The organism is Carboxylicivirga marina, from assembly GCF_016612505.1.
In the GTDB taxonomy this organism is placed as follows: Bacteria; Bacteroidota; Bacteroidia; order Bacteroidales; family Marinilabiliaceae; genus Carboxylicivirga; species Carboxylicivirga marina.
In genome coordinates this window covers 78,563-104,831 of record NZ_JAENRR010000003.1, presented here as the reverse complement: position 1 = coordinate 104,831, position 26,269 = coordinate 78,563, and the positions used below count along the sequence as shown (strand labels likewise).

Annotated in this window: 21 protein-coding genes and 2 pseudogenes; 5 read left to right on the top strand and 18 right to left on the bottom strand. The window is 36.8% G+C overall.

Features of this window, described 5'->3' with window-relative positions:
- Positions 1-302 precede the first annotated feature (302 nt).
- The 4 genes from JIV24_RS02215 to JIV24_RS02200 all read right to left on the bottom strand — a co-directional run bounded on the left by JIV24_RS02215 (position 303) and on the right by JIV24_RS02200 (position 6,254).
- The gene (locus JIV24_RS02215) at positions 303-1,796 is read right to left on the bottom strand and encodes a glycoside hydrolase family 130 protein (RefSeq protein ID WP_200463368.1); all 1,494 of its coding nucleotides are present in this window, start codon (positions 1,794-1,796) and stop codon (positions 303-305) included.
- A gap of 18 nt (positions 1,797-1,814) precedes the next feature.
- Positions 1,815-2,825 (bottom strand): glycosyltransferase family 4 protein, encoded by a 1,011-nt coding sequence (locus JIV24_RS02210; RefSeq protein ID WP_200463367.1) that lies wholly within the window; start codon positions 2,823-2,825, stop codon positions 1,815-1,817.
- Between the two features lie 230 nt (positions 2,826-3,055).
- Positions 3,056-3,982 carry a glycoside hydrolase family 130 protein gene (locus tag JIV24_RS02205; protein ID WP_200463366.1) on the bottom strand — a complete coding sequence of 309 codons (927 nt, stop codon included), beginning with the start codon at positions 3,980-3,982 and terminating at the stop codon, positions 3,056-3,058.
- Positions 3,983-4,034: 52 nt separating this feature from the next.
- Positions 4,035-6,254 (bottom strand): glycosyltransferase family 4 protein, encoded by a 2,220-nt coding sequence (locus tag JIV24_RS02200; RefSeq protein ID WP_200463365.1) that lies wholly within the window; start codon positions 6,252-6,254, stop codon positions 4,035-4,037.
- 341 nt (positions 6,255-6,595) lie between these two features.
- Between JIV24_RS02200 and JIV24_RS02195 the strand changes: the two genes are divergently transcribed.
- The 3 genes from JIV24_RS02195 to JIV24_RS02185 all read left to right on the top strand — a co-directional run bounded on the left by JIV24_RS02195 (position 6,596) and on the right by JIV24_RS02185 (position 9,292).
- Positions 6,596-7,156: a helix-turn-helix domain-containing protein gene (locus tag JIV24_RS02195; protein ID WP_234445673.1), complete on the top strand. Its 561-nt coding sequence runs from the start codon at positions 6,596-6,598 to the stop codon at positions 7,154-7,156.
- Between the two features lie 206 nt (positions 7,157-7,362).
- Positions 7,363-8,847 (top strand): B12-binding domain-containing radical SAM protein, encoded by a 1,485-nt coding sequence (locus JIV24_RS02190; RefSeq protein WP_200463364.1) that lies wholly within the window; start codon positions 7,363-7,365, stop codon positions 8,845-8,847.
- A 94-nt stretch (positions 8,848-8,941) separates the two neighbouring features.
- The gene (locus JIV24_RS02185; protein ID WP_200463363.1) at positions 8,942-9,292 is read left to right on the top strand and encodes a cupin domain-containing protein; all 351 of its coding nucleotides are present in this window, start codon (positions 8,942-8,944) and stop codon (positions 9,290-9,292) included.
- Between the two features lie 43 nt (positions 9,293-9,335).
- On the opposite strand, the gene JIV24_RS02180 is transcribed toward JIV24_RS02185, so the two are convergent.
- Both JIV24_RS02180 and JIV24_RS02175 read right to left on the bottom strand, forming a co-directional pair.
- On the bottom strand, positions 9,336-9,812 hold the full coding sequence (locus JIV24_RS02180) for a universal stress protein (protein ID WP_200463362.1): 477 nt from the start codon (positions 9,810-9,812) through the stop codon (positions 9,336-9,338).
- Positions 9,813-10,777: 965 nt separating this feature from the next.
- Positions 10,778-12,085, bottom strand: coding sequence for a B12-binding domain-containing radical SAM protein (locus JIV24_RS02175; protein ID WP_200463361.1), 1,308 nt, complete (start codon positions 12,083-12,085; stop codon positions 10,778-10,780).
- A 588-nt stretch (positions 12,086-12,673) separates the two neighbouring features.
- Here JIV24_RS02175 and JIV24_RS22735 point away from each other — a divergent pair.
- Positions 12,674-13,102: pseudogene (locus JIV24_RS22735) on the top strand (NYN domain-containing protein); the annotation flags it as partial.
- The gene (locus tag JIV24_RS22730) at positions 13,082-13,447 is read left to right on the top strand and encodes an OST-HTH/LOTUS domain-containing protein (RefSeq protein WP_289047791.1); all 366 of its coding nucleotides are present in this window, start codon (positions 13,082-13,084) and stop codon (positions 13,445-13,447) included. The pseudogene JIV24_RS22735 and the gene JIV24_RS22730, both read left to right, overlap by 21 nt.
- 72 nt (positions 13,448-13,519) lie before the next feature.
- Here JIV24_RS22730 and JIV24_RS02165 read toward each other — a convergent pair whose 3' ends face one another.
- From JIV24_RS02165 to JIV24_RS02105, 12 genes and pseudogenes are all read right to left on the bottom strand, one after another.
- Positions 13,520-13,819 carry a hypothetical protein gene (locus JIV24_RS02165; protein WP_200463360.1) on the bottom strand — a complete coding sequence of 100 codons (300 nt, stop codon included), beginning with the start codon at positions 13,817-13,819 and terminating at the stop codon, positions 13,520-13,522.
- A 79-nt stretch (positions 13,820-13,898) separates the two neighbouring features.
- Positions 13,899-14,720: a sensor histidine kinase gene (locus JIV24_RS02160; RefSeq protein WP_200463359.1), complete on the bottom strand. Its 822-nt coding sequence runs from the start codon at positions 14,718-14,720 to the stop codon at positions 13,899-13,901.
- Between the two features lie 646 nt (positions 14,721-15,366).
- The gene (locus JIV24_RS02155) at positions 15,367-16,101 is read right to left on the bottom strand and encodes an ABC transporter ATP-binding protein (RefSeq protein WP_234445672.1); all 735 of its coding nucleotides are present in this window, start codon (positions 16,099-16,101) and stop codon (positions 15,367-15,369) included.
- A gap of 9 nt (positions 16,102-16,110) precedes the next feature.
- Positions 16,111-17,226, bottom strand: coding sequence for an MlaE family lipid ABC transporter permease subunit (locus JIV24_RS02150; RefSeq protein WP_200463358.1), 1,116 nt, complete (start codon positions 17,224-17,226; stop codon positions 16,111-16,113).
- Between the two features lie 6 nt (positions 17,227-17,232).
- On the bottom strand, positions 17,233-17,778 hold the full coding sequence (locus JIV24_RS02145; RefSeq protein WP_200463357.1) for an ABC-type transport auxiliary lipoprotein family protein: 546 nt from the start codon (positions 17,776-17,778) through the stop codon (positions 17,233-17,235).
- A gap of 75 nt (positions 17,779-17,853) precedes the next feature.
- Entirely contained in the window at positions 17,854-18,837 is a 984-nt protein-coding gene (locus JIV24_RS02140; protein ID WP_200463356.1) for an MlaD family protein, read from the bottom strand.
- A 959-nt stretch (positions 18,838-19,796) separates the two neighbouring features.
- Positions 19,797-20,246 (bottom strand): annotated as a pseudogene (locus tag JIV24_RS22350) (universal stress protein).
- A 358-nt stretch (positions 20,247-20,604) separates the two neighbouring features.
- Positions 20,605-21,363: a nuclear transport factor 2 family protein gene (locus JIV24_RS02125; RefSeq protein WP_200463353.1), complete on the bottom strand. Its 759-nt coding sequence runs from the start codon at positions 21,361-21,363 to the stop codon at positions 20,605-20,607.
- 22 nt (positions 21,364-21,385) lie between these two features.
- Complete coding sequence (locus JIV24_RS02120) at positions 21,386-22,141, bottom strand: hypothetical protein (RefSeq protein ID WP_200463352.1); 756 nt, start codon at positions 22,139-22,141, stop codon at positions 21,386-21,388.
- Between the two features lie 52 nt (positions 22,142-22,193).
- Entirely contained in the window at positions 22,194-22,685 is a 492-nt protein-coding gene (locus tag JIV24_RS02115; protein ID WP_200463351.1) for a YybH family protein, read from the bottom strand.
- Positions 22,686-23,231: 546 nt separating this feature from the next.
- A complete protein-coding gene (locus JIV24_RS02110) occupies positions 23,232-24,368 on the bottom strand; it encodes an alanine racemase (protein WP_200463350.1) in 1,137 nt (378 codons plus the stop codon).
- A 17-nt stretch (positions 24,369-24,385) separates the two neighbouring features.
- Positions 24,386-26,197, bottom strand: a complete 1,812-nt coding sequence (locus JIV24_RS02105) for a prolipoprotein diacylglyceryl transferase family protein (RefSeq protein WP_200463349.1) — start codon at positions 26,195-26,197, stop codon at positions 24,386-24,388.
- Positions 26,198-26,269 lie beyond the last annotated feature (72 nt).

Genomic DNA, 26,269 nt, shown 5'->3' with positions numbered 1-26,269 from the left:
ACAACGCTACTTCTTAGCATGAGTGGTCATTTTTCTCTTCATAAAAAGCTAAATGAAAAGTTGTAAAAAATGTAAATGATAATTTAAGAATGTTGAATTACTTTTCATCTGTAATAATTTAGCCGGTTATTTATCCAAACCTGGGTTTGGTGAGACACGATAGAATATCTTCCTATTATATAGAATTTAACAGCATTTCCTTCATTTTAGCCAATTGCTGGTGAAATTTCTTTTTCCAATGATTCTATTCAGCTTTATTGTTTGCTTCATGTGTTTTTAAATCAAGCCTAGATATGAAACTGTTATTCATTATTGCTCAAATAGGTCATTGACTCTAGTAAATCTTTTACATTGATGGTAGCAATTCCAGTTGATATATCCGACATGGCATAGGGAATGATTAATTGTTGATGAAGTAATAGACCGCCGCACGAATAAATCACGTTGGGCACATAGCCTTCCCTTTCTGTTTTTGTTGGTGTTATCAGTGGTTCATCCAGCCGGGCTATCACTTTTGTGGGGTTATCCAAATCAAGTAATATCACCCCAATGGCGTATTGACGCATAGGACCAACGCCATGGGTGAGCACAAGCCATCCCTCATCTGTCTCCATTGGAGAACCACAATTGCCAATCTGTATGAATTCCCAGGGCTTGGTTGGTTCCTGAATAACCTGGGATGATTGCCAGAAGTGCAAATGATCAGAAAACATGATGTAGTTGTTTTCGCCATCCTGCCGTGATAACATCACATACTTTCCATTGATCTTACGCGGAAACAGTGCCATTCCCTTATTCTGAACAGCCTTTCCATTCAGAGTCATCACTTTAAATCGGAGAAAGTCCTTAGTCTCAATTAACTGGGGTAGGATGCTGAACCCATTATATGCTGTATAGGTAGCATAATAGGTCACTTCACCATTGTCATCTTTAAATAGTACGAAACGGGCATCTTCAATTCCCCTGCTTTCATTATCAGAAGAAGGAAAAATAACTCGTTCCGAAATGTTACTGGTTTCATCAAACTGAAGCGTATAATTGGAGTTGGCCACCCAGTAGATGAACTCAATAACTTTATCATTGCATTCAAAATCAGTATCTAAGTAAAGTACACCTATACTCACCTTTAGCTCCTGATAAGAAAAGGTATCTGGAATCTGGTCAAATATGCGAATACTTGTTTCATCCCAGGCGTCCAAATCCTGCAGTTTCCATTGAAATAAATGCCTGTCATAGGCTGAGTTGTGGCACACCGAGGCTTGCTCGACATACCTGCTGGTTTCGTCAAATGAGAATGAACCATCTGTATTGATCACCCCACTACGAAAAACAATAGAGGAAATATGGCCTTCACCCGTGGCCCGCAAGCTCATAATAAATCTCAGGCAGCCATCTACTACATATTTCTGGTTCGGATGAGCAACAATGGAAGGGTTAAATAAAGCGGCTGATTCAATGGAGTATTCCATGGTTAAATAGGCGCCAATAAGCATCCGCATATTTTGGCTTAGCTGCACGGAGGCTGGAATATACTCTGAGACTTTATTAAAATGCTTAATCAACTGGTGATCCAGATTTCTATGTCTGCTTTCAAAATCACGATACACTTTTTGTAATTCCCGCTCAACCCCGCCATTAGTAAGCTTTAGTACCCTGTTGATGATGTTATTGATACGCACCAGTTCACCCGGGATATGAGCGCGTGTGATGACGCGTGAATCGTCTCCATGGATGATTATTTTCTGCCTTTGCACTAGTTCCGAAGCGTTTTTGTCCTCAATCTTAAATACTGTCATGGCCTTGTAATGTATTTGTTAATGATTCAGAATACTTTTGTAAACATCAATATACCCTTCAACCATTTTATCTTGCGAAAAATTGGAGATAGCCCACTGCTTGCAGTCCCATCGATTGATGTTTGAAGTCTTATCAACAGCAGCAACGGCTTCATCAAGCGTATTGACTAAAAAACCGGTTTTACCATCAAGTATGATCTCGGACATTGATCCTCTGTTAAAAGCGATGACAGGAGTTCCGCAAAACATAGCTTCTGCTACACTTAATCCAAAAGGTTCATTGAAACTAATCGGATGTAACAGGGCAAATGCCTGCCGCAGCAACTCATCCCGCTGTTTAGGCCCTGAATTACCAACATATACAATGTCTTCGTTATTGATATGAGGTTTAACACTGCTGTAAAAATAATCTTCATCCTGAACCAATCCAGCAATAATAAGCTTGCGTTTTGTTCTTTTTGCTATCTGAATGGCCTCGCAGGTGCCTTTTTCAGGGTGTATTCTGCCAAAAAAGAGCAAGTAACCGTCGGGATTGGCATTGAAGGTAAAATCAACCGGATTAATGCCATTGTAAACTGTTGCTATATAATTGAGTTCAGGGCTTCGATCAGCATTACTAATAGAAACGTAATAATTATGGTTGTTGTACCGCTTAAAAACCGGGATAATTTTAGGTGATGAAAAACCATGAATGGTAGTAACCATTGGAGTTTTAATAAGTTTGGAATAGGTCAGTGGCAAGTAATCAAAATGATTATGGATGATATCAAAGTCGTTAGCTTGTTCCATCAGGAAGCTGATGTGAAGACATTCCCACACCTTGGAAGCGATCGAATCGTCCTCGCCATAAGCGGTAGGCGAGATAGATTGCAATTTAGCATTGGTATTGGAGTTACCGCTTGCGAATAAAGTCACATCCAGCCCTTTGGCAACCAAGCCTTCGGTAATGTTAGAAGCGACCTGTTCCCATGGTCCATACCTTAAGGGAGGTGTTCTCCATGCTATTGGTGATAATATGGCTATTTTCATGGGCCTTTAATTTGTATTTATTATACCATACCTAATCTCGCGTCGGCGAGATGAAAATCGTCAAGAAAATTCATCTTCGCTTGAAAAACTTTCTTGTGTTGGCTTCATGGCTTTACGTTTTAATTCCTGAGGCATCGTCAATTAACACTCCTATTAGTCAGGCTTTAAATGTATCATTGCCAAATGTCATTTGTTACGAAACTTGATCTTTGACCTCTTTTGCTATCGGTTTATATAGCTTGTCTGAGATTACTGAGACAATGATCAACCAATTCGTCAATAACGGCTGTCCCGACACACATCACTTTATCTGCACCTCCCCAGTATAATTTAAGTGTACCATCAGGTTCAGGTATCGCACCACAGGTAAAAACAACATTGTGCACATAGCCCGTTATCTCATAGTCTTCTTCGGGCTGTAAGATCCATTCATCACCAACTGCAATGATAACTGACGGATCTTCAAGCTTATGCAAGGCAACACCTAAGCGGTAAACACATCCGTCCATCGTTGGAAATACCCCGTGGTATATATTTAGCCACCCACGCGATGTTTTGATAGGGCTTGCTCCCGGCCCTATTTTCATTTCATCCCAATGGTATTGCATTGGGCGCATAATCAGTTTGGATTGGCCCCAATGAATTAAATCAGGTGAATAGGATATCCAGATGGACCAGGGTGATATTTCGGAGTGCGGACGATCTAAACGGGCATAAAGGTTATTGAACTTTTCGGGGAAAATTACCACATTCCGATAGTCGGCTTCCGTAATAAGAGCCACACGCTGAATATGATCAAAGTCTTTGGTTTTAGCCAGTCCAATCCGAACACCATATTGGGAGTAGGCACTGTAAGTAATCAAATATTCTCCTTCTACTTTTACAATGCGTGGGTCCTCAATACCATAAGCTTCATATTTGTTAAACGGTTGCTCTTTAGATGGTATCATAAAGGGGTGCTCATCAACTTTAAAGTTAAAGCCGTCATAACTCACTGCTTTACCCAATATGCTGCGCCCATTAAATTTATGGGATCTGAAAATCATGATGTACTTATCCTCATGTTTGACCATGCCGGCATTATGCACTGTAGCAACAGGATAAGGCACATCATCTTTCTGTAAAATCGGATTGCCGGAATATCGTTTTATTAACATTTTTAATAATTTAAAGATAAGTAGAAGTTGCATTTAGTAGCAATTGATATCACTAAAGGCTGTAAAAATCTTCATGTGCTTTTAACACCGTTAAGTATGATATAAGATAAGCCAGGGTGCTTTCGGCACCTTGGTTCCGATTGATTCCGTCGCGCTCTAAGCCGTCGCAACATCCATGGGTTTCAAAATCATACAGTCGCATTCGCAAATCATTCTCACCTAAAAACCACATAAAAGAGGTGAATAATTTGCTCAGGTATTCTTTGTTTTTAGTAAGCTTATAAGCCTGATGAAACATCAGAATCATGGCCATGGCATCAACCGGTTGCTGACTAAACATCGCTTTGCGACCGTTTTTGTTAAACCATCCATCATTACCTATTAAAGACAGGTAACCATCACTCAGAGTGTGTTGAATCAAAAAGTCCATAGATGCGATACCAACATCCTTGATTTGCTCATCATTAAGTACCTTAGCAACATGCAATAGCGCAAGAGGGAGCATGGCATTATCGTAGGTCAATACCTCTTCGAACCAATTCCAGTTGGCAGAGCTATTGTCATCATAATAATCAACCAGCTTTTTGGCTAATTTTCTTAATACGGCCACCATACTGTTGTTATCGGGCGAGTTAGTTAAATAATAACTAATTCCTATTATTGTATTGGCAATGCTGCGAATAGATTTTAATTCTTCAAAAATGGGTGCTGCTTTAAAGAATATGGAATGACTAGCCTGGGAATAAGAGCCGTTAGGTGCATTTGCCATCAAATAACCTAAAGCCCAAATGGTTCGGCCAAAGGAGTCTTCGGAACCAACATTGTCTATATAGTTCCGGTTAAAACTCAGAAAGTTTCTAAAGGAGCCATCCTCGTTTTGCATGTAATGAATAAAACTTAGATACACATTGCATAAATTCAGTGCCTTTTTACTTTTCTTCTGGGTATAGGTCATGAGTGCCATTAGAAGAGCTCTGGCATTATCATCGAGGCAATAGCCATGTTTCAAATTAGGTATGCCATATTTAGCATGCTGAATAATCCCGGTATCATCCGTTAATCGTTTAATATGCTTTAGCGAAAATGCTGGTATCATCAGCAAATCAAACGGTTGCTCCTTGTTATCATCCCCTTTTATGCATTCTTGAATAGTGTGTGCCAGCAATTCACTATACTTAATACCAGTTATAGGCCAGGTAATTTCTTTTCCATAGTTACCTGCATTTCTTCTCAAGGTATTCAATTCCTCAGGGTGATCTAATAAATCAATCAAGATGTCACTCAGTTGTTCGGAATTGCCAAAATCAAACAGAAGCCCCCGGTTGTTAGCCAGCAATTCAACCGCATGCCAATAGGGTGTTGAAATAACACCAGAACCAACACCAACAGCATACGAAAGGGTTCCGCTGGTTATCTGCGCCTCGTTGTTGTATGGTGTGATATAAATATCCGATGCATGCAAGTACATAAATAGCTCATCCTGGCCCATATACTTATGTGGAATAACCACATGGTTCTCCAGACCTAAAGTTTTAACCAACTGCCTCAAGTAGATAAGATACTCTTCTCCAGAATAACCCAGCACATTGGGGTGGGTTTTACCCAATACAAAGTAGAGGCTATTGGGATGCCTTTCTATTACCTTTGGCAATGCTTTAATGGCCACATCAATGCCTTTGTTACGCCCAAGGAAACCAAAAGTGAGCATCACATTTTTATTTTGAAGCTTTAAGGTGATTTTTGCTTTCTGATGGTCTAGTTGATATTGAGGTACTCCGTGTTCAATCAATTCTATTTTATCTTTAGGCACATCATAAATATCATCCAGGAAATCAATAGCTTTTTGGGTCATTACAACTATTTTGCAAGCCTTTTTACATATCTCCTGAAGTATTAACTTCTCGCTATAAGACGGAGTGCTAAGTATGGTATGCAGAGTTACAACAAGAGGTATTTTCAGGCGGTGTATCAATGGAAGGATATACACTCCATCTTTGCCACCAAAAATGCCAAACTCATGCTGTAAAATACAAATATCGGTGCCACTGTGGTTTATAAATTTTGCGGCATCAATGTAATCACGCTGGTAATCCTGACGGATAATCTGTTCCACTTCATTCTGATACGAAAGCAATTTATCTGAATTGTTTAAAGCAATAATGCCAACTTGGTTATGGCGATTTGCCCCAATAATTGATTCATAAAGGTGGCGGGTGAATGTGCCAATCCCACATTCTCGGGGAGGGTATGTTCCTATTATTGCTGCTTTCATAATCTCATTTTTATCATTTATTTATCGTTAATCAATTTGTTGCAACAACTAATTGTTAATGTGTGAGGTTATGGAAGTGCTTTTCAAACCAATACAAGTTAGTGAAATAATAATGGAATAGATATAGAAATATCATCTTTTACATGCATTCTGAAATTTTATTACTGACCAATCTTCTTCTGTAGTCAGATAATTTCGTAGGATGTCACAAACTGCTTTATAAATATTTTGAATATCCTTAACTTTATAATGCTGCAACAAAGTTTCAGTGCCTTGTTTGTATTTGCTATAGAAGGAAGAAGTAGTGTAAATTGACAACTGAATAAGCATATTATACACGCATGAAAGTTTACATTAAAAATATGGTATGTATCCGATGCCAGATGGTTGTTAAGCATGAACTGGATAAGCTGGGGTTGGAATATACAGATGTAAAAATTGGGGAGGCTTGTTTCATTGGACCAGTGACTGATGACACATTGAAAAAGTTAGATGCGGCATTAAGAAAAGCTGGGCTACAGCTTATGAGCAATAAGAAAAGCATCCTCGTTGAAAAAATAACCAATACGATTATTGAATTGGTGCATTATACCGAAGAACAAATAAAAGTGAACTTATCGAATTACCTGAGTGAAAAACTGTGCTACGACTATACCTATCTGGCCAATCTGTTTTCGGAAGTAAAAGGCACCACAATCGAAAAGTTTTACCTGAAGCATAAAATCGAAAAAGTAAAAGAGCTTATTGTCTATGATGAACTAAACCTTTCAGAAATAGCTTACAAGATGCATTACAGCAGTGTTGCACACCTATCCAACCAGTTTAAAAAGATAACGGGCCTGACACCTTCTCACTTTAAAAAGCTTAAAAACAAGAGACGTGACACACTCGAAAATGTGTGAATTTTGCAAAATTAAACAGGAAAAATGTAATGCCTTTTTTGACTGACTATACGAAATTTGCACCAATACAATTCTCGCAGACGCAATGGTTGCAATGTTTCTGATAAACAAACCATTTGCAAGCACTAAAGCTGTGAGGATACAACTCATTGGTGGGGAATGGGATTGGCCATGAGCAGGCTAAACTATTTTGATTAAAGGTGATAATGAACATTTTACTCGTATATCCGCTATATCCCGACTCCTTCTGGAGTTTTAAACATGCGCTTAAGTTTATATCTAAAAAAGCGGCGGTACCTCCACTAGGCCTCATCACTGTATCGGCCATGCTGCCAGGTGAATGGAATAAAAAGCTGGTTGATTTAAACATTTGTGAACTGGAAGCTAAGGACATTCTTTGGGCCGATTACGTTTTTATTAGTGCCATGCACATTCAAAGGCAATCCGTCAGTAATATCATTTCGGAGTGCGTGAAACTGGGAACAAAAATAGTGGCAGGTGGTCCGCTTTTTACTCAGGAGCATCATAACTATCCACAGATTGACCATTTTGTCTTGAATGAAGCAGAAATCACCTTACCCTTGTTTCTGGCTGATTTGGCAAATGGCCATCCCGCCAAAGTATACAAGACAGACCAATTTGCCGATCTATCGGATACTCCAATGCCTGATTATCACCTGTTGCAAATGAAAAAGTATTTTTTCATGAATATTCAGGTTTCCCGCGGGTGCCCTTACTCATGCGACTTTTGTGAAATCACCTCCCTTTTAGGCCATAAGGTGAGAATGAAATGGCCCCGCCAGATTATTCATGATTTGGAGGAATTATACCGCCTAGGCTGGCGTGGACCTGTTTCAATTGTGGATGATAATTTTATTGGTAACAAAAAAGAAATTAAATACCAATTACTTCCTCAGATGAGACAATGGATGCAACAGCACAATTATCCTTTTGTGTTTAATATCCAAAGTTCTATTAATGTTGCCGATGATCATGAGCTCATGACATTGATGGTTGAAACTGGCATAACGTCTACTTTTATTGGCATAGAAACACCTGATGAAACATCGCTTCATACCTGTAATAAATTACAAAACAAGGGTAGAAATTTGTTGCAATCCATTAAAGTCATTCAAAAGACAGGATTGACCGTTTCGGGCGGCTTTATTGTGGGATTTGACAGCGATACGCCCAGTGTCTTTCAACGCCAAATTGACTTTATCCAAAAAAGTGGTATTGTTTCGGCGATGGTGGGCTTGTTAAATGCTCCCAGGCATACGCAACTATATAAGCGCTTAGAGGCCGAGAAACGTTTAACCAAAGAAACCTCTGGGAACAATACCGATTTATCAATGAACTTTATCCCTAAAATGGATTACCACCAATTGTTGGATGGATATAAAAAGATAATCTCAGCCATATATACTACCAAACCATACTATAAGAGGGTGCGTCAGTTATTTTTAAATTATAATCACACCTACAAACAACATCAGGGAATCAACTTGTCACTGTTTGTTGCCTTTCTTAAGTCTATGTATATCATTGGTATTATTAAAAAAGGCCGTATCGAATTTTGGAAACTGTTGTTCTGGACCTTATTTAAAAAGCCTGGCCTGTTAACCGAAGCCATCACTTTTGCTGTTTATGGCTATCATTTTAGAACGGTATATGGCCTTAATCCGGGTTAGTAAAATGTGTGAATGATGTAAATGAAACCATCAATAGTATAACAAATTACGATGTCTGTTGAAGTACCTTTGTTTAATCAGAAAAGTAAAACGTATGTCAACCACCGAATTAGAAAAATCAAAGACACATATTTTAATTGAAATCATTGAATATGTTCCCAATTCCGTGGTATGTAAAACCATTATAAAAAAAAACACAGGTAATGTGAGTGTTTTGGCTATTGACACCGGTGAAGCACTTACTGAAAAGACCTCTCCCTTTGACACCTTTATGCAGGTAATTGAAGGTCAGGCAGAGGTGGTCATTGACCATCACTCTAATTTCCTTAAAACAGGCAACGGTATAATCATACCGGCCCACACATCCCATAATATAAAAGCCAACGAACGGTTTAAAATGATATCAACCGTCATAAAGAGCGGCTATGAAGATGTAGCAATCTGAAAATTATTAAACAGTAAGGATGTCGAGGAGAGAAATTCACTAGTTAATCAATCCTATTATTGTTTGTAGGAATCACAAATACTGGAATACTTGAGCCAAGTAACACCTTTTGAGTAACACTGCCAATAGTTGTGTTTTCAAACCATTTACGGCTATGCGAACCCATAACTATCATATATGCGTTTAACTGATTGGCAACATCAATCAATGAATCGGCACATGAACCGTTTGCTACCATAACTTCGATGTTCTTATCTGCAAGATGTAACATCGCCTTATTAAGAAATTCCTGCGAAATAGCATCAGGGTCAATATTATCAGGTGCTATAGGTGTATCACCTTTTAAGTGACCTGAGAAGCCAATAACTACAACCTGGCCAAGGGAACTGTAATAATCTGCATCAGCTTTTACATGTACTAAAGTAACCTTAGCTTTTAAAGATTTAGCTAGGGCATAACCTTCCTCAGCTACCTTTTGAGCGCTGGGATCAAAGTCGAGTGCAATAATAACTCGTTTCATCAGATGATAGTTAAATAGTTAAATAAACCATGCTAACAATCATATTTGTATAGGCTTCGAAGGCGAGCCAGCCTAATAAAAGGTTCCTTTAAAGAAACCCCTCATTACTAACTTAAACTTATGGCTTAGCATTGTTATCTAATTAGTTTGTTAATCGTCTGGTTAAAATAAACCCCATAAGTATCGCTAATCCAGCAAATGCTAACAACCAATGAACGGATCCTGAAGAATTGAATCCAAAAAAGATAATTCCCCATATAACTATTAATAGTCCTGATATAACATACAATAAATTTTTCATGGTATTTTGTTTAAATAAGTATGTAAACAAACCAAATCTGATTAATTCAGCACATGGTTCATTCGAAAGATGATGCAGCATAATTGACTGGTTAACTGACTATTACTTCCCAACTAAAACCAACGTTATTTCTTTATGCGTGACCTAATAGTTCATTAAAAACATCTTAATTGAAGCAATCATCTTAGCCTGATCCTTATCAGATTGTAACTTAGCCAATGTTAGTTTGTGAGTATTTTCTAATATTAACAAGTAACAAAGCAATTATTCTAAATGCTTTATCACCTTATTTTTGTAAGAATACCTCCTAACAAATACAAAGTTACGATCCAGTTATTGGGGAGTCCTTACACAAATCCATAAATATGTTACATAATTCACACATTGGACACTTTTAAAATAACAGGAGAAAATTGTGATAAAGCCTATTCAACAGCAGTATGAGTTATTCAAAACTCAATTATTATTGCACTGATATACAAAAAAAGAATTTCAATGGTTAATTATGATTTGACCTTCTGATTTTTAGTTTAATATGACACGTTCATTAATTTAGTTTTTGTAATTGTTTTGTCAGATATTATAAATAGTAAATTGATCGTGAATATTAGGAAATGTATTGTTGAGTAATTGCATCAGCTTGTTTGTTAGCATTAATTAAACTCTACTGCCGCAATAGGTTGGCTTTTAAATTAGCTATTCGGCGGCTTTCAACTTTTACTTGTTTCATATGGCCTAAATTCATCGAAAGATATACAAACGGTTTGTACCAATTGCCTAATAATCGCTTCAGTACTGACGTTTTACTATAAAACTTCTTCCTGGCATTTATTTTCCCCAGCTGCAGCTCAAGGGGAGTCATATTTTTGGGCTTAAACACAACTGTATTGTGGTCATAATACTTCCAATCTGTTGTAATTAAGCGATCCTCATTTTTTAGCTTTTCATACACTTTGGTTCCGGGGTAAGGAGTTAAGACATTGAATGAAACGGTGCTCACTTTGTTTCGCACCAGGAATTGAACTGTTTCATCAAATATTTCCTTCGTATCATCATCAAAGCCAAAAACAATGGATGCATGGATAAGAATTCCCATCTTTTTTACCTTTTTAAAAGCGTGTTCAAGATGTTGAATTTCCTTTATCGATTTGCGCATAGATAACAGCTGTTTTACCGAAACACTTTCAATACCTAGAAAAAGTGACTGACAGCCACTTTCAGCTGCTAATTGTATTAACTCATCATCACCCACTAATAAAGATATAGAGGCTTGCCCAACCCATTTAATCTTCAATGGTTTAATAGCTTTAAAGAGCGCTTTGGCATATGCTGGGTTACCAATAATATTGTCATCCAGAAAAATAAAGACCTTTGCTTGTGATTCTCTTATATCGCGTACAATATTTTCAACTGAGATATGTCGTATTTTTTGTCCGAATAAGTTAGTTACACAGCAAAAATCGCAATTATAAGGGCAGCCACGGGTTGTTAATATTGGAATTATATTGAACAGTCTTTTCGATGCTATTTTTTTAAAATCTTTACGAACATATTTCTCTAAATCAGGATTAGAGTTGTGATATTTTTGCTTCAGAGTATTGTTTTCAAAATCACACAGAAGTGTCTCCCAAACACCTTCTGCTTCACCTATAACCACCGCATTGGCATGCAATAAGGCTTCGTCAGGAAGTATGGTAGGGTGTACACCACCAAGTATGACTGTCTTCCCTCTTTTTTGAAAATCATCGCAAAGCTGATAGGCCCTGGGGGCGTTAGCCGTCATGCAACTTATGGCAACCAAAGCACATTCTTGTTCCAGGTTAACCTTCTTTGTTTCTTCCTCTATCACCTCTACATCAAATCGATCAGGAGTTAATCCTTCAAGTATATAAAGAGCGAGTTGCGGTATCATAAGTCCTTTGTTGGTCCTTTTTTCAGTATCGACGGTTGGTGAGATGAGGAGAATTTTCATGTGCTTAGTATATGTTTTATCAATGGTCGGAGGGAACTCCCAAATAGACCTTAATCATCCAGTTATCGTCAGGAGTGATAAATTATGTGTCCATTGGAATCATCAAAATCACATACTTGATTCAAGTGTCTCATATCTATTGGATTACCTGTACGTTTCAGCAACTGTAAAATATATCTTAACCTATCGTTTCTTTGGCGTTATACACTAATATTTAATTGCCAAACAAAGGAGATCTGATGAACAAACCTGACGAAAAACAAATGGCTCTACCAGAGTGCTTTTTATAAAAAGAGGGTCAAAGAAATTCGATTTAAGTTACGAAACTTCTGCGCCTGCAGCAAGCCAAAGTATTCTAATCTTAGGGCAGAGATTATACTAATCAGGCTGATGATTAAGGTTAATTGCATTGTAACAGCAGTAAATAAACGGTAATAATTTGGTTGGGTAGAGCATAACTGGTCCAATAGCAAAGGCGGTAACATTTATCTAACTCAGAACAGGGCTCTGTAGTTTTTAATTTACTCGTAATAGAGAACTGTCATATAATTCATTAACGTGATGTTTGTTTCTAATGAATAACAAAGTATGATGAATCTAAAAAATAAGCTGATGAATTTAAAACTAGCAGTATTAATTGATGGTGACAATATTCCATCAGCCAACGTCAAAGAAATGATGGAGGAAATTGCTAAATACGGTAATCCTACTATTAAAAGAATATATGATGACTGGACACGACCTGACTTAAGTAATTGGAAAAAGGTATGACTGGAGAATGCGATTACGCCAATTCAGCAATACGTATATACATCGGGTAATAATGCTACCAATTCAGCTATGATAATTGATGCCATGGATATTCTATATTCTGAAAAAGTTAATGGTTTCTGCTTGGTATCGAGCGATAGTGATTTTACAAAACTGGCAACCCGTTTGCGAGAAGCAGGCATAATGGTAATTGGGATTGGTGAGAAAAAAACGCCAACGCCATTTATTGTAGCCTGCGATAAGTTTATATACATCGAAATTTTAAAAACCAGAGCTAAGGAGAAAGAGGACGAAGATGATAAGGAAGTTGAAAAAGAAGCATTTGATAAGATTACCCCAAAGGTAATTAGACTGATAGCCACTACCATCAACGACCTGTCTGATGACGACGGTTGGGCATTTTTAGGCGATGTCGGAAGCTTGTTGCAAAAGAAACGCCCAAACTTTGACCCACGTAACTATGGGTTTCAGAAATTGACCCCCCTGATTAACTCCATCAATCGATTTGAAATAGAGCAAAGGGATAGCCCCAATAGCCGACATAGATTGATTTATGTGAAGAATAAAGTGAAATTCGCATCAAAAAAATAAACTATCGGGCATTTATACTCCATTTAGAGAAGTATAGATGCATCCCGGAAGATACTATCTCGGATGATTTCGCTAGTCCACATTTTGGTTACCTGCCAAAAAATTACCTTTGTTGGGACTCTTTACCATGGTAAGAAAATCCCATACCTCATTTAAAATTTGACGCTCTTCACTCTTCGGAGGTTTAGTGCCATCGAGGTAATGCACTTCAGCAACACTTTTGAAAAACTTATCAAAATCAGTATAATAGCCTTCAGTGCGTTTAAAACGGATAAAGACACTGGGAAAGCTTAGTTTAATCACAAACTCATATTCAGGAAAGAATAGCTTGTTTGTTCCCAGATAGTAATTTTTAAACTTTTCAGGAATCATATTTTCTTAATCTTTTGATTATGGTCTGTTACATGTTACTAATGCTATAAAGAGCCCCGTGCAAAAATACCTGTTGCCATTACTTATGGCAAGGTAAAGTAAATTTGAATTCGCTGCCTTGTCCCAAATTACTTTCCACCCAAATTTTACCTCCTTCAATTTCAATAAATTCTTTGCAGAGTAGCAAACCTAATCCTGTTCCATGCTCTTGTGCGGTACCATAGGTTGAGTGAATAGCTTCCTGCTTAAAAATCTTACGCAAAGCATCTTCATGCAAACCTATTCCATTATCCTTCACTACAATTTCAATAAAATCATTCTTTGCAAGGGCTGTAACCTCAATAGTGCCATTGTTGTCAGTGAATTTTATGGCATTATTAATCAAGTTCCTGAAAACTGAGGCAATCATATGCTTATCTATATAGGCAACAATATCCTTATTGATAAAGTTATGAATGGTTATCTTTTTCTTTTGAGCATTTAATTGCGCTGAATTGATAGCTTCGGTTAGAATGGGAGAGATGTTGATGCGCGACGGTTTAAATGGCATCTTATCATTTTTAACATTTAACCATTCTGATAAGCTAATAAGTAATTCGTATGTTATTTTAGACGTCCGGTATAACATTTTCAGGAAGCTTTCAATTTCCTCCATTGTATAACTCCGAAAATCATTAATAAGTAACTCTACCAAGCCCAAAATTCCATTAAAAGGGTTTCTTAGCTCATGTGCAATTATAAGATAGAATTTATCACGTGCTTTTATTACCTCCTCAAGATCGTTTATTCTACCATTAACAATTTTATCAATTTCTTGCTGTTGTTCTTTGATAATTAGCTCTAGATCAGTATTCTGCTTTTCTAATTTTTGAATATAATCATCGGCGGAAAGTCTTTTCATCGAATGTAGTTTTATCTCTGTTTCATTATACTGAATAAAATACCTCATTAAAACCGAGAGCTTGAAAGTAGTGTAACAAAAACATTTAAAAAGTTGCTGACTCTACCTACAAGTTAGCGAAATATAATAGAATACTAACAAAATAATATATTATACAAGCTACTATTTTTTAAACTGGTGCATTTCTCAATATAACACCTTCTCACTTTAAAAACTTAAAAACAAGAGACGTGACACACTCGAAAATGTGTGAATCATGTAAAATTAAACAGGAAGAATGTAATACCTTTTTTTTACTGACTCTACGAAATTTGCACCAATACAATTCTTGCAGACGGAATGATTGCATTAGTTCTGACTTTGGCTGTACAGCTTTTATTAATCTTATAGATAGAACTGAAATAAATGCTGCAACGATCTGGCGCTGCTGTTGCCAATTGACGCGTGAGGAGCACCTCTTCTTCAAAGTGAAGTGTTTATTAGAGAAACCAACATGTAAATAATTAGTGTTTTTAAGATGAGTTCTATTTAGCTCGAATTTGATGTTAAAGAATTGGTATTTTATAACACATAGATGGTTGCATATCAGATAGAATTAAATGAAAATTTAGCAGCGAAATTATCATTGGTAATACTTTAATGATGCTTACTTAGCTGTATCAAAATAGTTCTTAACCTGTTTATTTTGAGCTTGCAAGGCCTCCTCTAAAGTGCCCTGAAATACAACCTGGCCACTATCAATAAAAACGATGCGGTCAGCTATTCTAAATATACTTGATACTTCATGTGTCACTACAACAATTGACATTCCTAATTGCTCTCTTAAGTTCAGTATTAATTTATCCAATGAAACCAGAGAAATGGGATCAAGGCCGGCACCCGGTTCATCACAAAATAGCAGTAACGGATCCATTACTATTGCCCTTGCTAAGGCAGCTCTTTTGAGCATGCCTCCACTTAGCTGGGAAGGGTATAAATAATAGGCGTTTAATAAATTCACCAGTTTGAGTTTTGACCAAACAATATGATCGATGAGTTCATGGCTCAGGTTACTGTTCTGTTCCAGAGGCAAAGCAATATTTTCGCCTACTGTTAAGGCATTTAGCAATCCGCCATTCTGATAAAAAACCCCCATTTGGAAGTACAGCCTTTTCTGTTCTTCTTCCTGCATTTCAGCTATATCCTTACCAAAAATGACAACCTCCCCTTCCTGAATATCCATGAGCCCCAGCAGGTGTTTTAAAAGCACTGATTTACCGGCTCCACTTCTTCCAAGGATAACTGTTATCTCTTTATCATACACATTAAAACTAATGTCCGATAGGATATTGCGGCCGCCTAATGAGGCAGAAAGGCTTTTTATTTTAATAATTTCTCTCAATGTAATTTTTTAATAAAACAGTAATCCCATGATACTATCAGCAATAAAGACCAATGAAATAGAAACAACTACCGCCTGGGTAGTAACCTTTCCAACACCTTCGGCTCCATGTTTAGCACGAAGACCAAAAAAACTACCTGTAAGAACAATTATACAAGCAAATACAAGGCTTTTAACGAGTCCAATCAGAATATCTCTATTATATAGCGATTCCGTCATTCGATTGATAAATACCTGGAAACTTATATCAAGATAAAAATAGGCCACAATCATCCCTCCAAATATTCCTAGTATATCTGCCAAAATAGTCAGAAATGGCAAAGTAACAATAGTTCCGTATATTTTAGGAATCACCACAAAACGAACGGGGTTTATACCCATGGTTTTAAGCGCATCCATTTCGGAGGTCACCTTCATCGTGGCTATCTCAGCGGCAATGGCTGAACCGCTTCGACCGGCTACTAAAATGGCTGGCATCAGTGGACCCATTTCACTCATCATGGCAATTACTATCAAGTCTACAATGTAAATGTTAGCTCCTAAATTACGCAATTGAGTAGCAGATTGAATGGCCAATACTAATCCAATAATGAAAGACATGGCTAATACTATCCACAAGGCATTTACTCCAATAAGAACAGCCTGGTTATAAAACTCACCCTGGCGCTGCATTTTCGGCTTAAACAGGTCGGTAATTGACCAATACATTACATTAGTCATCAAAATAATAAACGCTCTTAGGTCATCGTTTAAAAAACGATACATTTGGTATCCCACATCCTCCCAAAAAGGGACTTTCTTATTTTTTTGAATTTGAATCGTTTCGTTTAAGGAAAAGGTTTGGAGTTTTAGTTTGATTTCCTTTTTACCGCCATCTATCTGTACCTTAATTTTTCGTTCGTCCAATCTTGATTTTAAATAGTTTAATGTGGCCACACCAATGCTATCAATGTATTCCAGATGATCAATTTCAATGACAATCTGTTTATGTTTGTACTTTTTCAGGCACATCAGTACCTCCTCCATAAAAACATTGGCATTTCCTATCAGTAATGAACCGGCTAAATGCAAGGTTGTTTCCTCAATATTCAACGAATAGGCTGGTATGTGATTCTTATTTTTCAAAACTGCTTATTTATTATCCAAAGCATATTTCATTATTTTTTCCGTGAAGGCATTTAATTCCTGATAAAACAGCACGCCAATGGAATTTGCATATTCATTTAAATCCTTTTTTTCAAGTTTTAACAACTTGTCTGCGCGGTGCGATATCAATGTTTTATCTTCAGTGTTAGCTGACAGTATAATTTCCAAAGAAATATGTGCCAATAAATGGTTCTCCTGTTCAACAATTTCAAGTTTGTATATGGTCGTTCTTAATTTATAAACCGGGCTTAATCGCCAATATCGTGTTGAAACACCTTTAAAAACAGGAGTCTGAGTAAAGTAATCTTCCAGTAGTAAAGTAAAGGATACACCTGGTAACTGAGCCCATTGGTGATAGTTGTAATAAACTATTTCGTATCGATTACTCCTGTTTACTATTTTTTGAGTACCATAGGCGGGGTATATCTGTACGGGACTGATTTCGCAGAATCCATTCAGCCAGGTGGTATCTGTATCCATAGCATACTGAATCGAAGGTGGTTTTTCAATCAGATAATATTTGGTTACCATTTTATTCTGACTAATGCAAGCGCAAAATAAGATAAGCGTTATCGTTGTTATGAAGTGGATGAGTCTTCTCATTTTCTATTCTGTCAATTTATTATCAGGTGTATTTTTCTGGTTGGTACCTCGAATCAGTATGGAAGGGTCATTATTAATTTTGATGGCTGCCTGATTCAGGTTCTCAAGTGTCAACCTTAATAGTTGAAGGCTTTCGGAGAAATCCTGGCTTCCCCGATCAAGGTCGTTATCAACTTTGCTCAATAAAAGATCTATTTGATTGGCTATTGCAGTTATATCTGCAACTAGTGTTTTGAAATCTGTTTCGTTTAATTTCATCGAAACATCCCTGATGTTTGAAAATATCTGGTCGATGGTATCACTTTTGGCTTTTGAATGAACCGCTTCTATGGTTGACAGCAACAAACGGCTGGTTTCATCAAGGCGATAACTAATATCTTTTAAAGGAATAATTGCGTTTCGGATATCCAATCTGTTTTCAACTATCAAACTATCCATATTGATAAGTGCCATACTGGCATTATCAGCCATTATTGTTATTTTATTCAAGTTGTTAGGTTCGGTAAAGAGTAAAAGGTTGTTCAGAACCTTTTCAACTTTTTTAGCGATCACTTCAGCTTTACCTGAAATTTGGTCGGAAAAAGAGGATCCAGCCTTGATAAAAGAACCCGGTTTTAATGCTTTCGACTTATTAGTGCCCCCACTGATTTCGATGGCCTTTAACCCGGTAATCCCCATAGATGTAATATTGGCACTTGCATCCTCTTTAACAGGCGTTTCGGGCTTAAGGGCCAATTCAACGATCACTATATTTACATTATCAGGATCGATGCGAATATCTTTAATACTCCCTACCAGAATACCCATGTATTTCACCGGACTGCCTGCATCTAAGCCGCTCACTGACAAATCTTCATATGACACGTAATAGGTATCTTCTTTTTTAAAATATTCACGAGCCGTGAAAAAGATCAAACTGGAAATCAGCGCAGCTAAACTGACTAATAAAAATAGTCCCAGTCTTATTTTTTGAGCACGGTTTTTCATATCTTTCAATTTACTTAATTACTAAGTTGAAAGCAATAATATGTAGTGTTGTGTGCTCATAATTAACCTTGGGAAGTAAACCTGATACATCCATTCAATTATTGCTGCCATGCCCTTTTGTTCACCTTTACCCATTATTGATTGGCTTTCTTATTTTTATAATCTCCCCGAAGCCCTTGAACCTGTAAAATACTATCTGAGCAAGAATACTAACTATAGAACAATGAAGCTGGCATTATCTGCATTTCATTTGATAACAGCATTACTTTAACACATATTATTATCTATACCAGTTGTTGTTTTCTACTGATCAAAGGTTATGGAAGGACGAGTGTTATGCCCATGAGCAGAGACTGTTCAGAAATTACATGTAGAATATGTTCCAAACCAAGGTCAATAAGCCAATAAAAGTCACCCACTTTTTATTACATGCTTCATCAAATTTATTATCGGCCATGATTTGATACAAAAGAGTTCGGCATAAAACGCACCAAAATCAATCATATAGCAAGCGAAATATTTATAAGTTATTAAATTATAGCTAATGTATTCTTGCCAACTCTAGCTATGCCTTTTTTTGATTACTAAACTCTCTCTTTCTAATGTTGATAATGCCTTTGGAAAGCTTGAGCTCTGGACGAATAACTTTAATTTCTTTTTGGATGTCCTCTTTGGAAATATCACTATTTTTAAAGTAGAATTGTTTAATATTATCCTTAAAACTAATTGGTTGCCGAAACAAAGCTTAACGTTTCGTCTCTCAATATCCTGAAATCTTGTTAATAGCTTATTTAAATCCTCTCGGCTGTAAATATCACCAGTCGATATAAGATAAGGAGAGAACAATCCTATAACTTTTTAATTACAAAAAACCATTGCTAAATGCACTTATTTGACTAATCTTCAGGGAAGCCAATGCGATTTTTCCAATATCCTCTTGTTGATTTTTTATTACATTCTTAAATTTTGGCAAAAAATACTGCAACTTGATATACAATTGGTATAACACTGCCAATAGTTGTGTTTTCAAACCATTTACGGCTATGCGAACCCATAACTATCATATATGCGTTTAACTGATTGGCAACATCAATCAATGAATCGGCACATGAACCGTTTGCTACCATAACTTCGATGGTCTTATCTGCAAGATGTAACATCGCCTTATTAAGAAATTCCTGCGAAATAGCATCAGAGTCAATTTTTTCAGGTGCAATAGGTGTATCATCTTTTAAATGACCAGAGAAGCCAATAACAACAGCCTAACCAAGGGAACTGTAATAATCTGCATCAGCCTTTACATGCACTAAAGTAACCTTCGCTTTTAAAACTTTTGCTATGGTATAACCTTCCTCAGCCACCTTTGGGGCACTGGGATCAAAGTCAAGTGCAATAATAACTCGTTTCATAAGATGATAGTTTAATAGTTAAATAACCTGTATTAATCTATGCCAACCATATTATTTTGAACCCCAGCTTCAACAAATTCATTATTCTTATCAGGTTTTAAACAACTGATGGTTGAGAACATTAACCCAAATATTAATGGATAAATTAAATTTTTGTAAACAACATTTTTCCTTTTCATAACAATTAAAGTGTCTAATAAAAACATTGACAATTATAAACTCTAACATCTATAAGTATTGATCCGAATGTTAGAGTTGTTTATTGGGACTTTTAATCATTTATTTACATCTATTCAATTCGGGTTTTATGATTATTAAAAACTTCTCTTCTGTTTTTCAGACACAGCGAGATGATTTTTTATTCTTTATTGTGGGCTTTTACATATATCTGGTCTTTAAAATAACCATTGAGAGATTCAGGCAATGCCTTGTGAACGTTTGTGTAACTTTCATGTTCGTGAATGACATCATAAGTTTCCTGGTTTTTCCAGTTGCCTTTCATCACATAGTTATAGTGTTCATTGCTACCTGGAACGACAGGCATAATTTTGTAGCCACAATCCATATATCCAATTGAAGCAATTGCTTCATTAAATTTGCCAACCACTTCTTCAAGTCCGCTTAAAGGAAGTTCCTCGGATATTTTCATCAGGTGAATGCTTGAATAGGCTTTGTCATCCGGATCAGCTAGGTGTGTACTGTGACAATAGTGCAATAACCACTTGTTGTTTACCCGCTTTAAAATATAGTTTTCATAGGTCTGAAATGCTATCATAACCGCACCTTTTGTAAAGGATGCGTCAAATTCTACGATCGAATGCGCGATATCTCCAACAATCTCAGTTTTAACAAAATTAAGATCTATATCAATAGCCATTCCTTCCATAGATTTCAAAGTATTAATGTACCCATCTATGGTACCAAAGTCGAAACCTTCTTCAAAAGCACTGAATTCATCAGTACAAAACTCTGGCAATTCATCGTAGTTAAAATCAACAACGGCCGTGTAAAATCCTTTAATTGATGCTTCTGCATTTTGAATATCTTGCTGCTGATCAATAGTAGTGCACGCAGTTATAACTGAGGCAATTCCTAAGAGAATAATAAGTTTTTTCATGATCGTTTTTTTAAGAAATGAATTATCTGATTTTTAAGCTATAGCCTTGCCAAGTTTTTTGATTGGCATCATTAATAACTGCCCATACAATAGTGTCCTCTTTCATTTTGCCTATCCAGCGCAATTCAGAGTTTATCGTTTTATTTATGTTGTATAGCTTCATGTTAGTAAAAGTGTCTTGATTCTGAATGTAAGTGCCGCCATGGCCCATATTATTACCTTCATTATCGTTTGCCATATATACATAATATCCTTGAAGCATTATGCCTTGTCCGGTAAGAGGAGGAACGTAATTAAATGTTCCTTCAAATTCGTTCATTTGTTGGATCAGATGGTCATCAGCTGCAACTTTTTTAAGTGATCTTACCTTATTGACAATGTTGCCATCATCATCTAATACGGCTGCTAATAAGGTATCGCCAGATAAGCTAAGCACTTTCCATTGAAACGACTTTCCAATATCCTCTGATTTTGGTGAGAATAGAATCGTATTTGTAATTATTTCACCGGAAGTCTTATAGATTCCTGAGTGACAATACATGTTATCGTCCGATTCACTATATATGTATATGTATCGGCCTTTTAACATGATGGCAATTCCTTGATTCGGGGTGAGATATTCGAATACACCTTCGATTTTAGCAATCAGGTGACCCTGTTGAGGGCTGCTTGTTTGGTTCTTTTTAGCTTTATTTGAACCAGGGTTGCAGGCTGCCAGGCATATGCTTGTTAAACAGATGAGGAATAGAAATCTCCCTGCTGACAATTGTTCTTTCATAAGGCTTAATTATTTGTTTAAGAAATAACTTTACTTTCAATATATATGTGGATTAGTCAGAAAGCTCAGCGCTTTTTTCTTTCTGAGTATCATCATTGCTATTGAAAATATTACGATACACAAGCCACCTGCCATCTGACTGTTTTTTATAAATAGCAATCATTTTATTGTTGAAATCTATTGATTCACCTCCAATCCGAGTTGATGAACCAACCCAATTTGCCATTACATATCCATAATCACCAAAAACATTGATTTCACTGATTGATTCAGTAACACTAAAAGTAAATGCATTAAACGATTCACTGTAGATTGACTTTAGCGCCTCAATACCTTTAATAGAATGGGCGGCCGGGGGCATTACAGAGGCATTGGAATCCAGGAATCCGATAAAGGCCTGGTAGTCTCCTTCATTCCAGGCTTTGACAATTTGTTCTGAGACTTCTGTTATCGCTTTGACATCACCTTCTGTATTAATTATGTCAGGTGCACAGGCAATGCCAATAAAAATCAAGCTAATTACTACTATTGAATTTGTTTTCATGACAAGTTGATTTATATGAAACTAAAGAATATGCAATAAATCCTCAGCCTGATAAGCTTCTTTAATCAAGCTTAAAGTCGGTCAATAGTGGTTAAAATGTCAGGTTATTTAAAACAAAGTAGTAAAAAGGAGTTGTGCTTGTTTTTCCAATATAGTATATATTTGCAAGCAAAGCAACCTGATTATCACTAGTATACAAATGTTATAATATAATTTCAGTGTTTTTTTAATTCAAATATCTACTACAGATAAGCTTTGCTTGTAAATTCCCGAAGGTGAGCATTATAACATGATTAGCTATTATTTATGAGAGGTGAAGTCATAACTGTCAATTTAAGGCGCTAAAAACTATTTTAAACACCAAGTAAAGTTGAATATGACGTTGTAGAAAATGTAATACTTTGTTCACAACTTACCACTATTCAATAAATGTTTATCATCTAAACCTGCATTCTGTGAGACTCCTATTCATTCGATTGAACTCTTTAGGACATTTGTTTTGAAGCCGAATAATCCTCAACGGCTATTCGGAAAATTATTAAGTCATTATAAAATATCAGCAAAAGAAGATATCATAATTTCTTTCGGCTTTATACACCCAGGAAACCCCGAAGCCATAACCATGCCGTAAGCCCCAGTATTACGAATGACGACAATATCATCCTCTTCAATCATTGGCAGGCTTCGATCTCTCGCAATGAAATCGGTTTGCAAAACTGTTGCTGCTCTTACATCGTATACCCCCTGTATTTTATCCTTACCTGCAACTTCAATTAAATGACAGGCATCGTACAGTTTAGGTCTGGCAAAACCTCCGAATCCAACATTGATTGCTACTTGTCTCTTATGTTCAAGCTGTTTGACATTGGTTACTTTTGCAAGTAAAATTCCTGCAGCTGCTATTAATGAACGACCAGGCTCTATTTTTAGTTGAATATCTCTTTTAAAAAATGTACTTAGTTCTGTTGTTATATCCGAATAATACTGGCCCGTTTTCTTAAAGTCAAACTGTTTTTCGGCCGAATCGCAGAAAACACCGAAACCACTCCCAAAATTAATATACTCGATATCCGGAAACTGTTTTGCACACCTTTTTAAATAATCGGCATAGTAAAAAAAAGGACTTGAATCCAATAGGTTAGATGCTAAATATCCATGTACACCAATGACCTTACACCCATAACGAGCAGCTATTAGTTTAACCGATTTAAAATCCTGTTCCCGAATACCAACATCGGTGTGTCTATAGGAGTTAGTATGCCCAGCCTCCAAGGGAATGTCTACAACTATGTTCACCCTAATACCAAAATGCTTTCCCCTCCCAGCCTTGCAATACTTCTCCACCTCCTCTAGTGAATCCAGATTAACTGTAAGTTGGTTGTTAATTAGCTCTTTAATACTTTTCTCATTGAGTCCGATAGATGTAAAAGATATGTGCTCATCTTTAAAACCTAGCTTCTTCACTAACTCAAGTTCGCGCAAGGAATTAATCTGTACTGAACCACCCAATAACTGTATAGTCTTTAGCACATCAGGATAGTTATTGCACATTACTGCATAGTGAATCTGATTAGGTCGATAAGGAAAAGCCCTTTCAATCATTTGGTAATTATTCCGAATGGCCTCTTCGGAATAGACATAGAGCGGTGTATCATATTTGTCGATTAAACATTTAAGCTTCATAACAATAGTTTTTTAACCTATACCAGGCGTGAAAAGCGCTTATTGGACTTTGGAAAATCAACACCCATGGCAAAAAATGTAAAAAAGCCTAATACACAAGCTGCCCAAACAATATCCCACCCCCAGACTGGCTGGACATAGAGTGATTTTACAGGCAGCAAGGTCATTATAACACCTATAACAATTGATAATATGGCGGTCCATTGATAGAGTCTTAAGCTATACAGTATTGGTGTTTGTACTTCTCCGCGATAGGCTTCTTCGACAAATCGACCAATCCCCGTTAAAATCAGGTAAAGACCAAAAATTAAGGCATATGAGGTATTATTCCACCACAATGATAACAGTATAAAACCAATAAAGAAGAGCCATATAATAGCATACAAAGGTGTAGGATGAAGTGATTCGCCTTTTAAATGCGATAAGCCACATACTCTGGAGCGGGGATGAAAATATTTAATGCCTAAACCCTTAACTTCATTTTTACTACCATGACAACAACCGTTAATCAAACAACGTAATCGACCAATAGCTTGAACCCAAGGCATAAAAACAGAAATAACACCAATAATCACCCAAATATCATATCCCGTTAAATACACTGAAAAGGTGGCAAAAACAATACCTACCAAGGCTCCGTAATAGCCAAAAGGGCGCTTCAATTTCTCCGAACCTTCAATAAACTGAGCCCATAAAGCCGAAAAAACAATAACAACCAATCCAAAGATAACGATGGCCCATGCATAACGTACGCCTACCAGTAATCCGGAAAAAACGACCCCTAAGAATGCTGCAAAACCCACATATATGCCATGATTAATAATTCTCACGGAACCAAATACCCACTCTTTCCACGAGTTGGCTATTGTTTCAGCAGTTTTCCTCAACCATTCCCAAACCAGCTGTCGCTTAATGACAATTACAAAAACAACTATATAATTAAATGTACTCAAATATGGATGGTTCGTTAACAATGCCATTATAACTACTAGTATAATTGAAATCAGGTAGGTGAATAAATGCCATCGCGGTAATGCTTTTGAGTAAGCACGGCCAATCAATAACATCCATGCCCCATGAAATACCCACAAATTAGTTAGTGGTAGTACTCTTCCTGTAACTACACTCGCAATCACTTCTGATTTAAAATAATACAGAACGGTATATTCAGGCCATATTAAAGCAACATACATTACGAGTGCGCTAATACCTAAACCTGAAATTGCAAAATCGCGCAGTTCCTTTTTTTTGAGTGGTAGAAAAGCTACGCCTGCTATAAGCAGTAATATCAGAAAGTTGAGATATGAAATTGTCTGTAAATCCACTTGATTCACATTTCCTTTGGATTCATTGGTAACATGATTGAAAAATACAAGGATAACCGCATTCACAATTACCCAAAAACATAAAGGAACAAATACAGCATTCAAACGATGATTCCATTTGGGTTTATCTTCTGTATCTGAAGGCAAAGAAAAAAATACAGGTTGGGCACTCTCTGCAAACCTTTTTCTCAGTTGAATATTCTCATGCCCCCATACAAGGGCTATCATACTCAGCATAACAATTGGGGTAATCAGCCAAAGTCCGCCGGGCGAGCCGATGATTACAAATACTCCAATGAGGATAAGTCCAAATCCAACATATATAGGGTGTTTCAGAAAGCAATATGGACCTTGCGTTACATACTTCTCGGGCGGAAATGCATTTAAGGGAAGCCCCCTGCCAAAATACATTATGGACAACATAGCCCATACCATAAGGATAAAGCCGGTAATTAATACAGACCACCCCCATAAGGAAGATTGAACAAACGGCCACTGTAACATAGTATCGAGCTTAATACTCCACAGATACAGAAGCACTGGAAAAACTACAGTGAAAAACACACAATAAATTAC

Bases quoted from the DNA above. Each gene is read 5' to 3' on its own strand.
- JIV24_RS02215 (WP_200463368.1), bottom strand. From the start codon at position 1,796: ATGACAGTATTTAAGATTGAGGACAAAAACGCTTCGGAACTAGTGCAA.
- JIV24_RS02110 (WP_200463350.1), bottom strand. From the start codon at position 24,368: ATGAAGCTTAAATGTTTAATCGACAAATATGATACACCGCTCTATGTC.
- JIV24_RS02185 (WP_200463363.1), top strand. From the start codon at position 8,942: ATGTCAACCACCGAATTAGAAAAATCAAAGACACATATTTTAATTGAA.
- JIV24_RS02200 (WP_200463365.1), bottom strand. From the start codon at position 6,254: ATGAAAGCAGCAATAATAGGAACATACCCTCCCCGAGAATGTGGGATT.
- JIV24_RS02190 (WP_200463364.1), top strand. From the start codon at position 7,363: ATGAACATTTTACTCGTATATCCGCTATATCCCGACTCCTTCTGGAGT.
- JIV24_RS02160 (WP_200463359.1), bottom strand. From the start codon at position 14,720: ATGAAAAGACTTTCCGCCGATGATTATATTCAAAAATTAGAAAAGCAG.
- JIV24_RS02120 (WP_200463352.1), bottom strand. From the start codon at position 22,141: ATGAAAGAACAATTGTCAGCAGGGAGATTTCTATTCCTCATCTGTTTA.
- JIV24_RS02195 (WP_234445673.1), top strand. From the start codon at position 6,596: ATGAAAGTTTACATTAAAAATATGGTATGTATCCGATGCCAGATGGTT.
- JIV24_RS02180 (WP_200463362.1), bottom strand. From the start codon at position 9,812: ATGAAACGAGTTATTATTGCACTCGACTTTGATCCCAGCGCTCAAAAG.
- JIV24_RS02125 (WP_200463353.1), bottom strand. From the start codon at position 21,363: ATGAAAAAACTTATTATTCTCTTAGGAATTGCCTCAGTTATAACTGCG.
- JIV24_RS02105 (WP_200463349.1), bottom strand. From the start codon at position 26,197: ATGTTACAGTGGCCGTTTGTTCAATCTTCCTTATGGGGGTGGTCTGTA.
- JIV24_RS02165 (WP_200463360.1), bottom strand. From the start codon at position 13,819: ATGATTCCTGAAAAGTTTAAAAATTACTATCTGGGAACAAACAAGCTA.
- JIV24_RS02205 (WP_200463366.1), bottom strand. From the start codon at position 3,982: ATGTTAATAAAACGATATTCCGGCAATCCGATTTTACAGAAAGATGAT.
- JIV24_RS02145 (WP_200463357.1), bottom strand. From the start codon at position 17,778: ATGGTAACCAAATATTATCTGATTGAAAAACCACCTTCGATTCAGTAT.
- JIV24_RS02140 (WP_200463356.1), bottom strand. From the start codon at position 18,837: ATGAAAAACCGTGCTCAAAAAATAAGACTGGGACTATTTTTATTAGTC.
- JIV24_RS02115 (WP_200463351.1), bottom strand. From the start codon at position 22,685: ATGAAAACAAATTCAATAGTAGTAATTAGCTTGATTTTTATTGGCATT.
- JIV24_RS02175 (WP_200463361.1), bottom strand. From the start codon at position 12,085: ATGAAAATTCTCCTCATCTCACCAACCGTCGATACTGAAAAAAGGACC.
- JIV24_RS02210 (WP_200463367.1), bottom strand. From the start codon at position 2,825: ATGAAAATAGCCATATTATCACCAATAGCATGGAGAACACCTCCCTTA.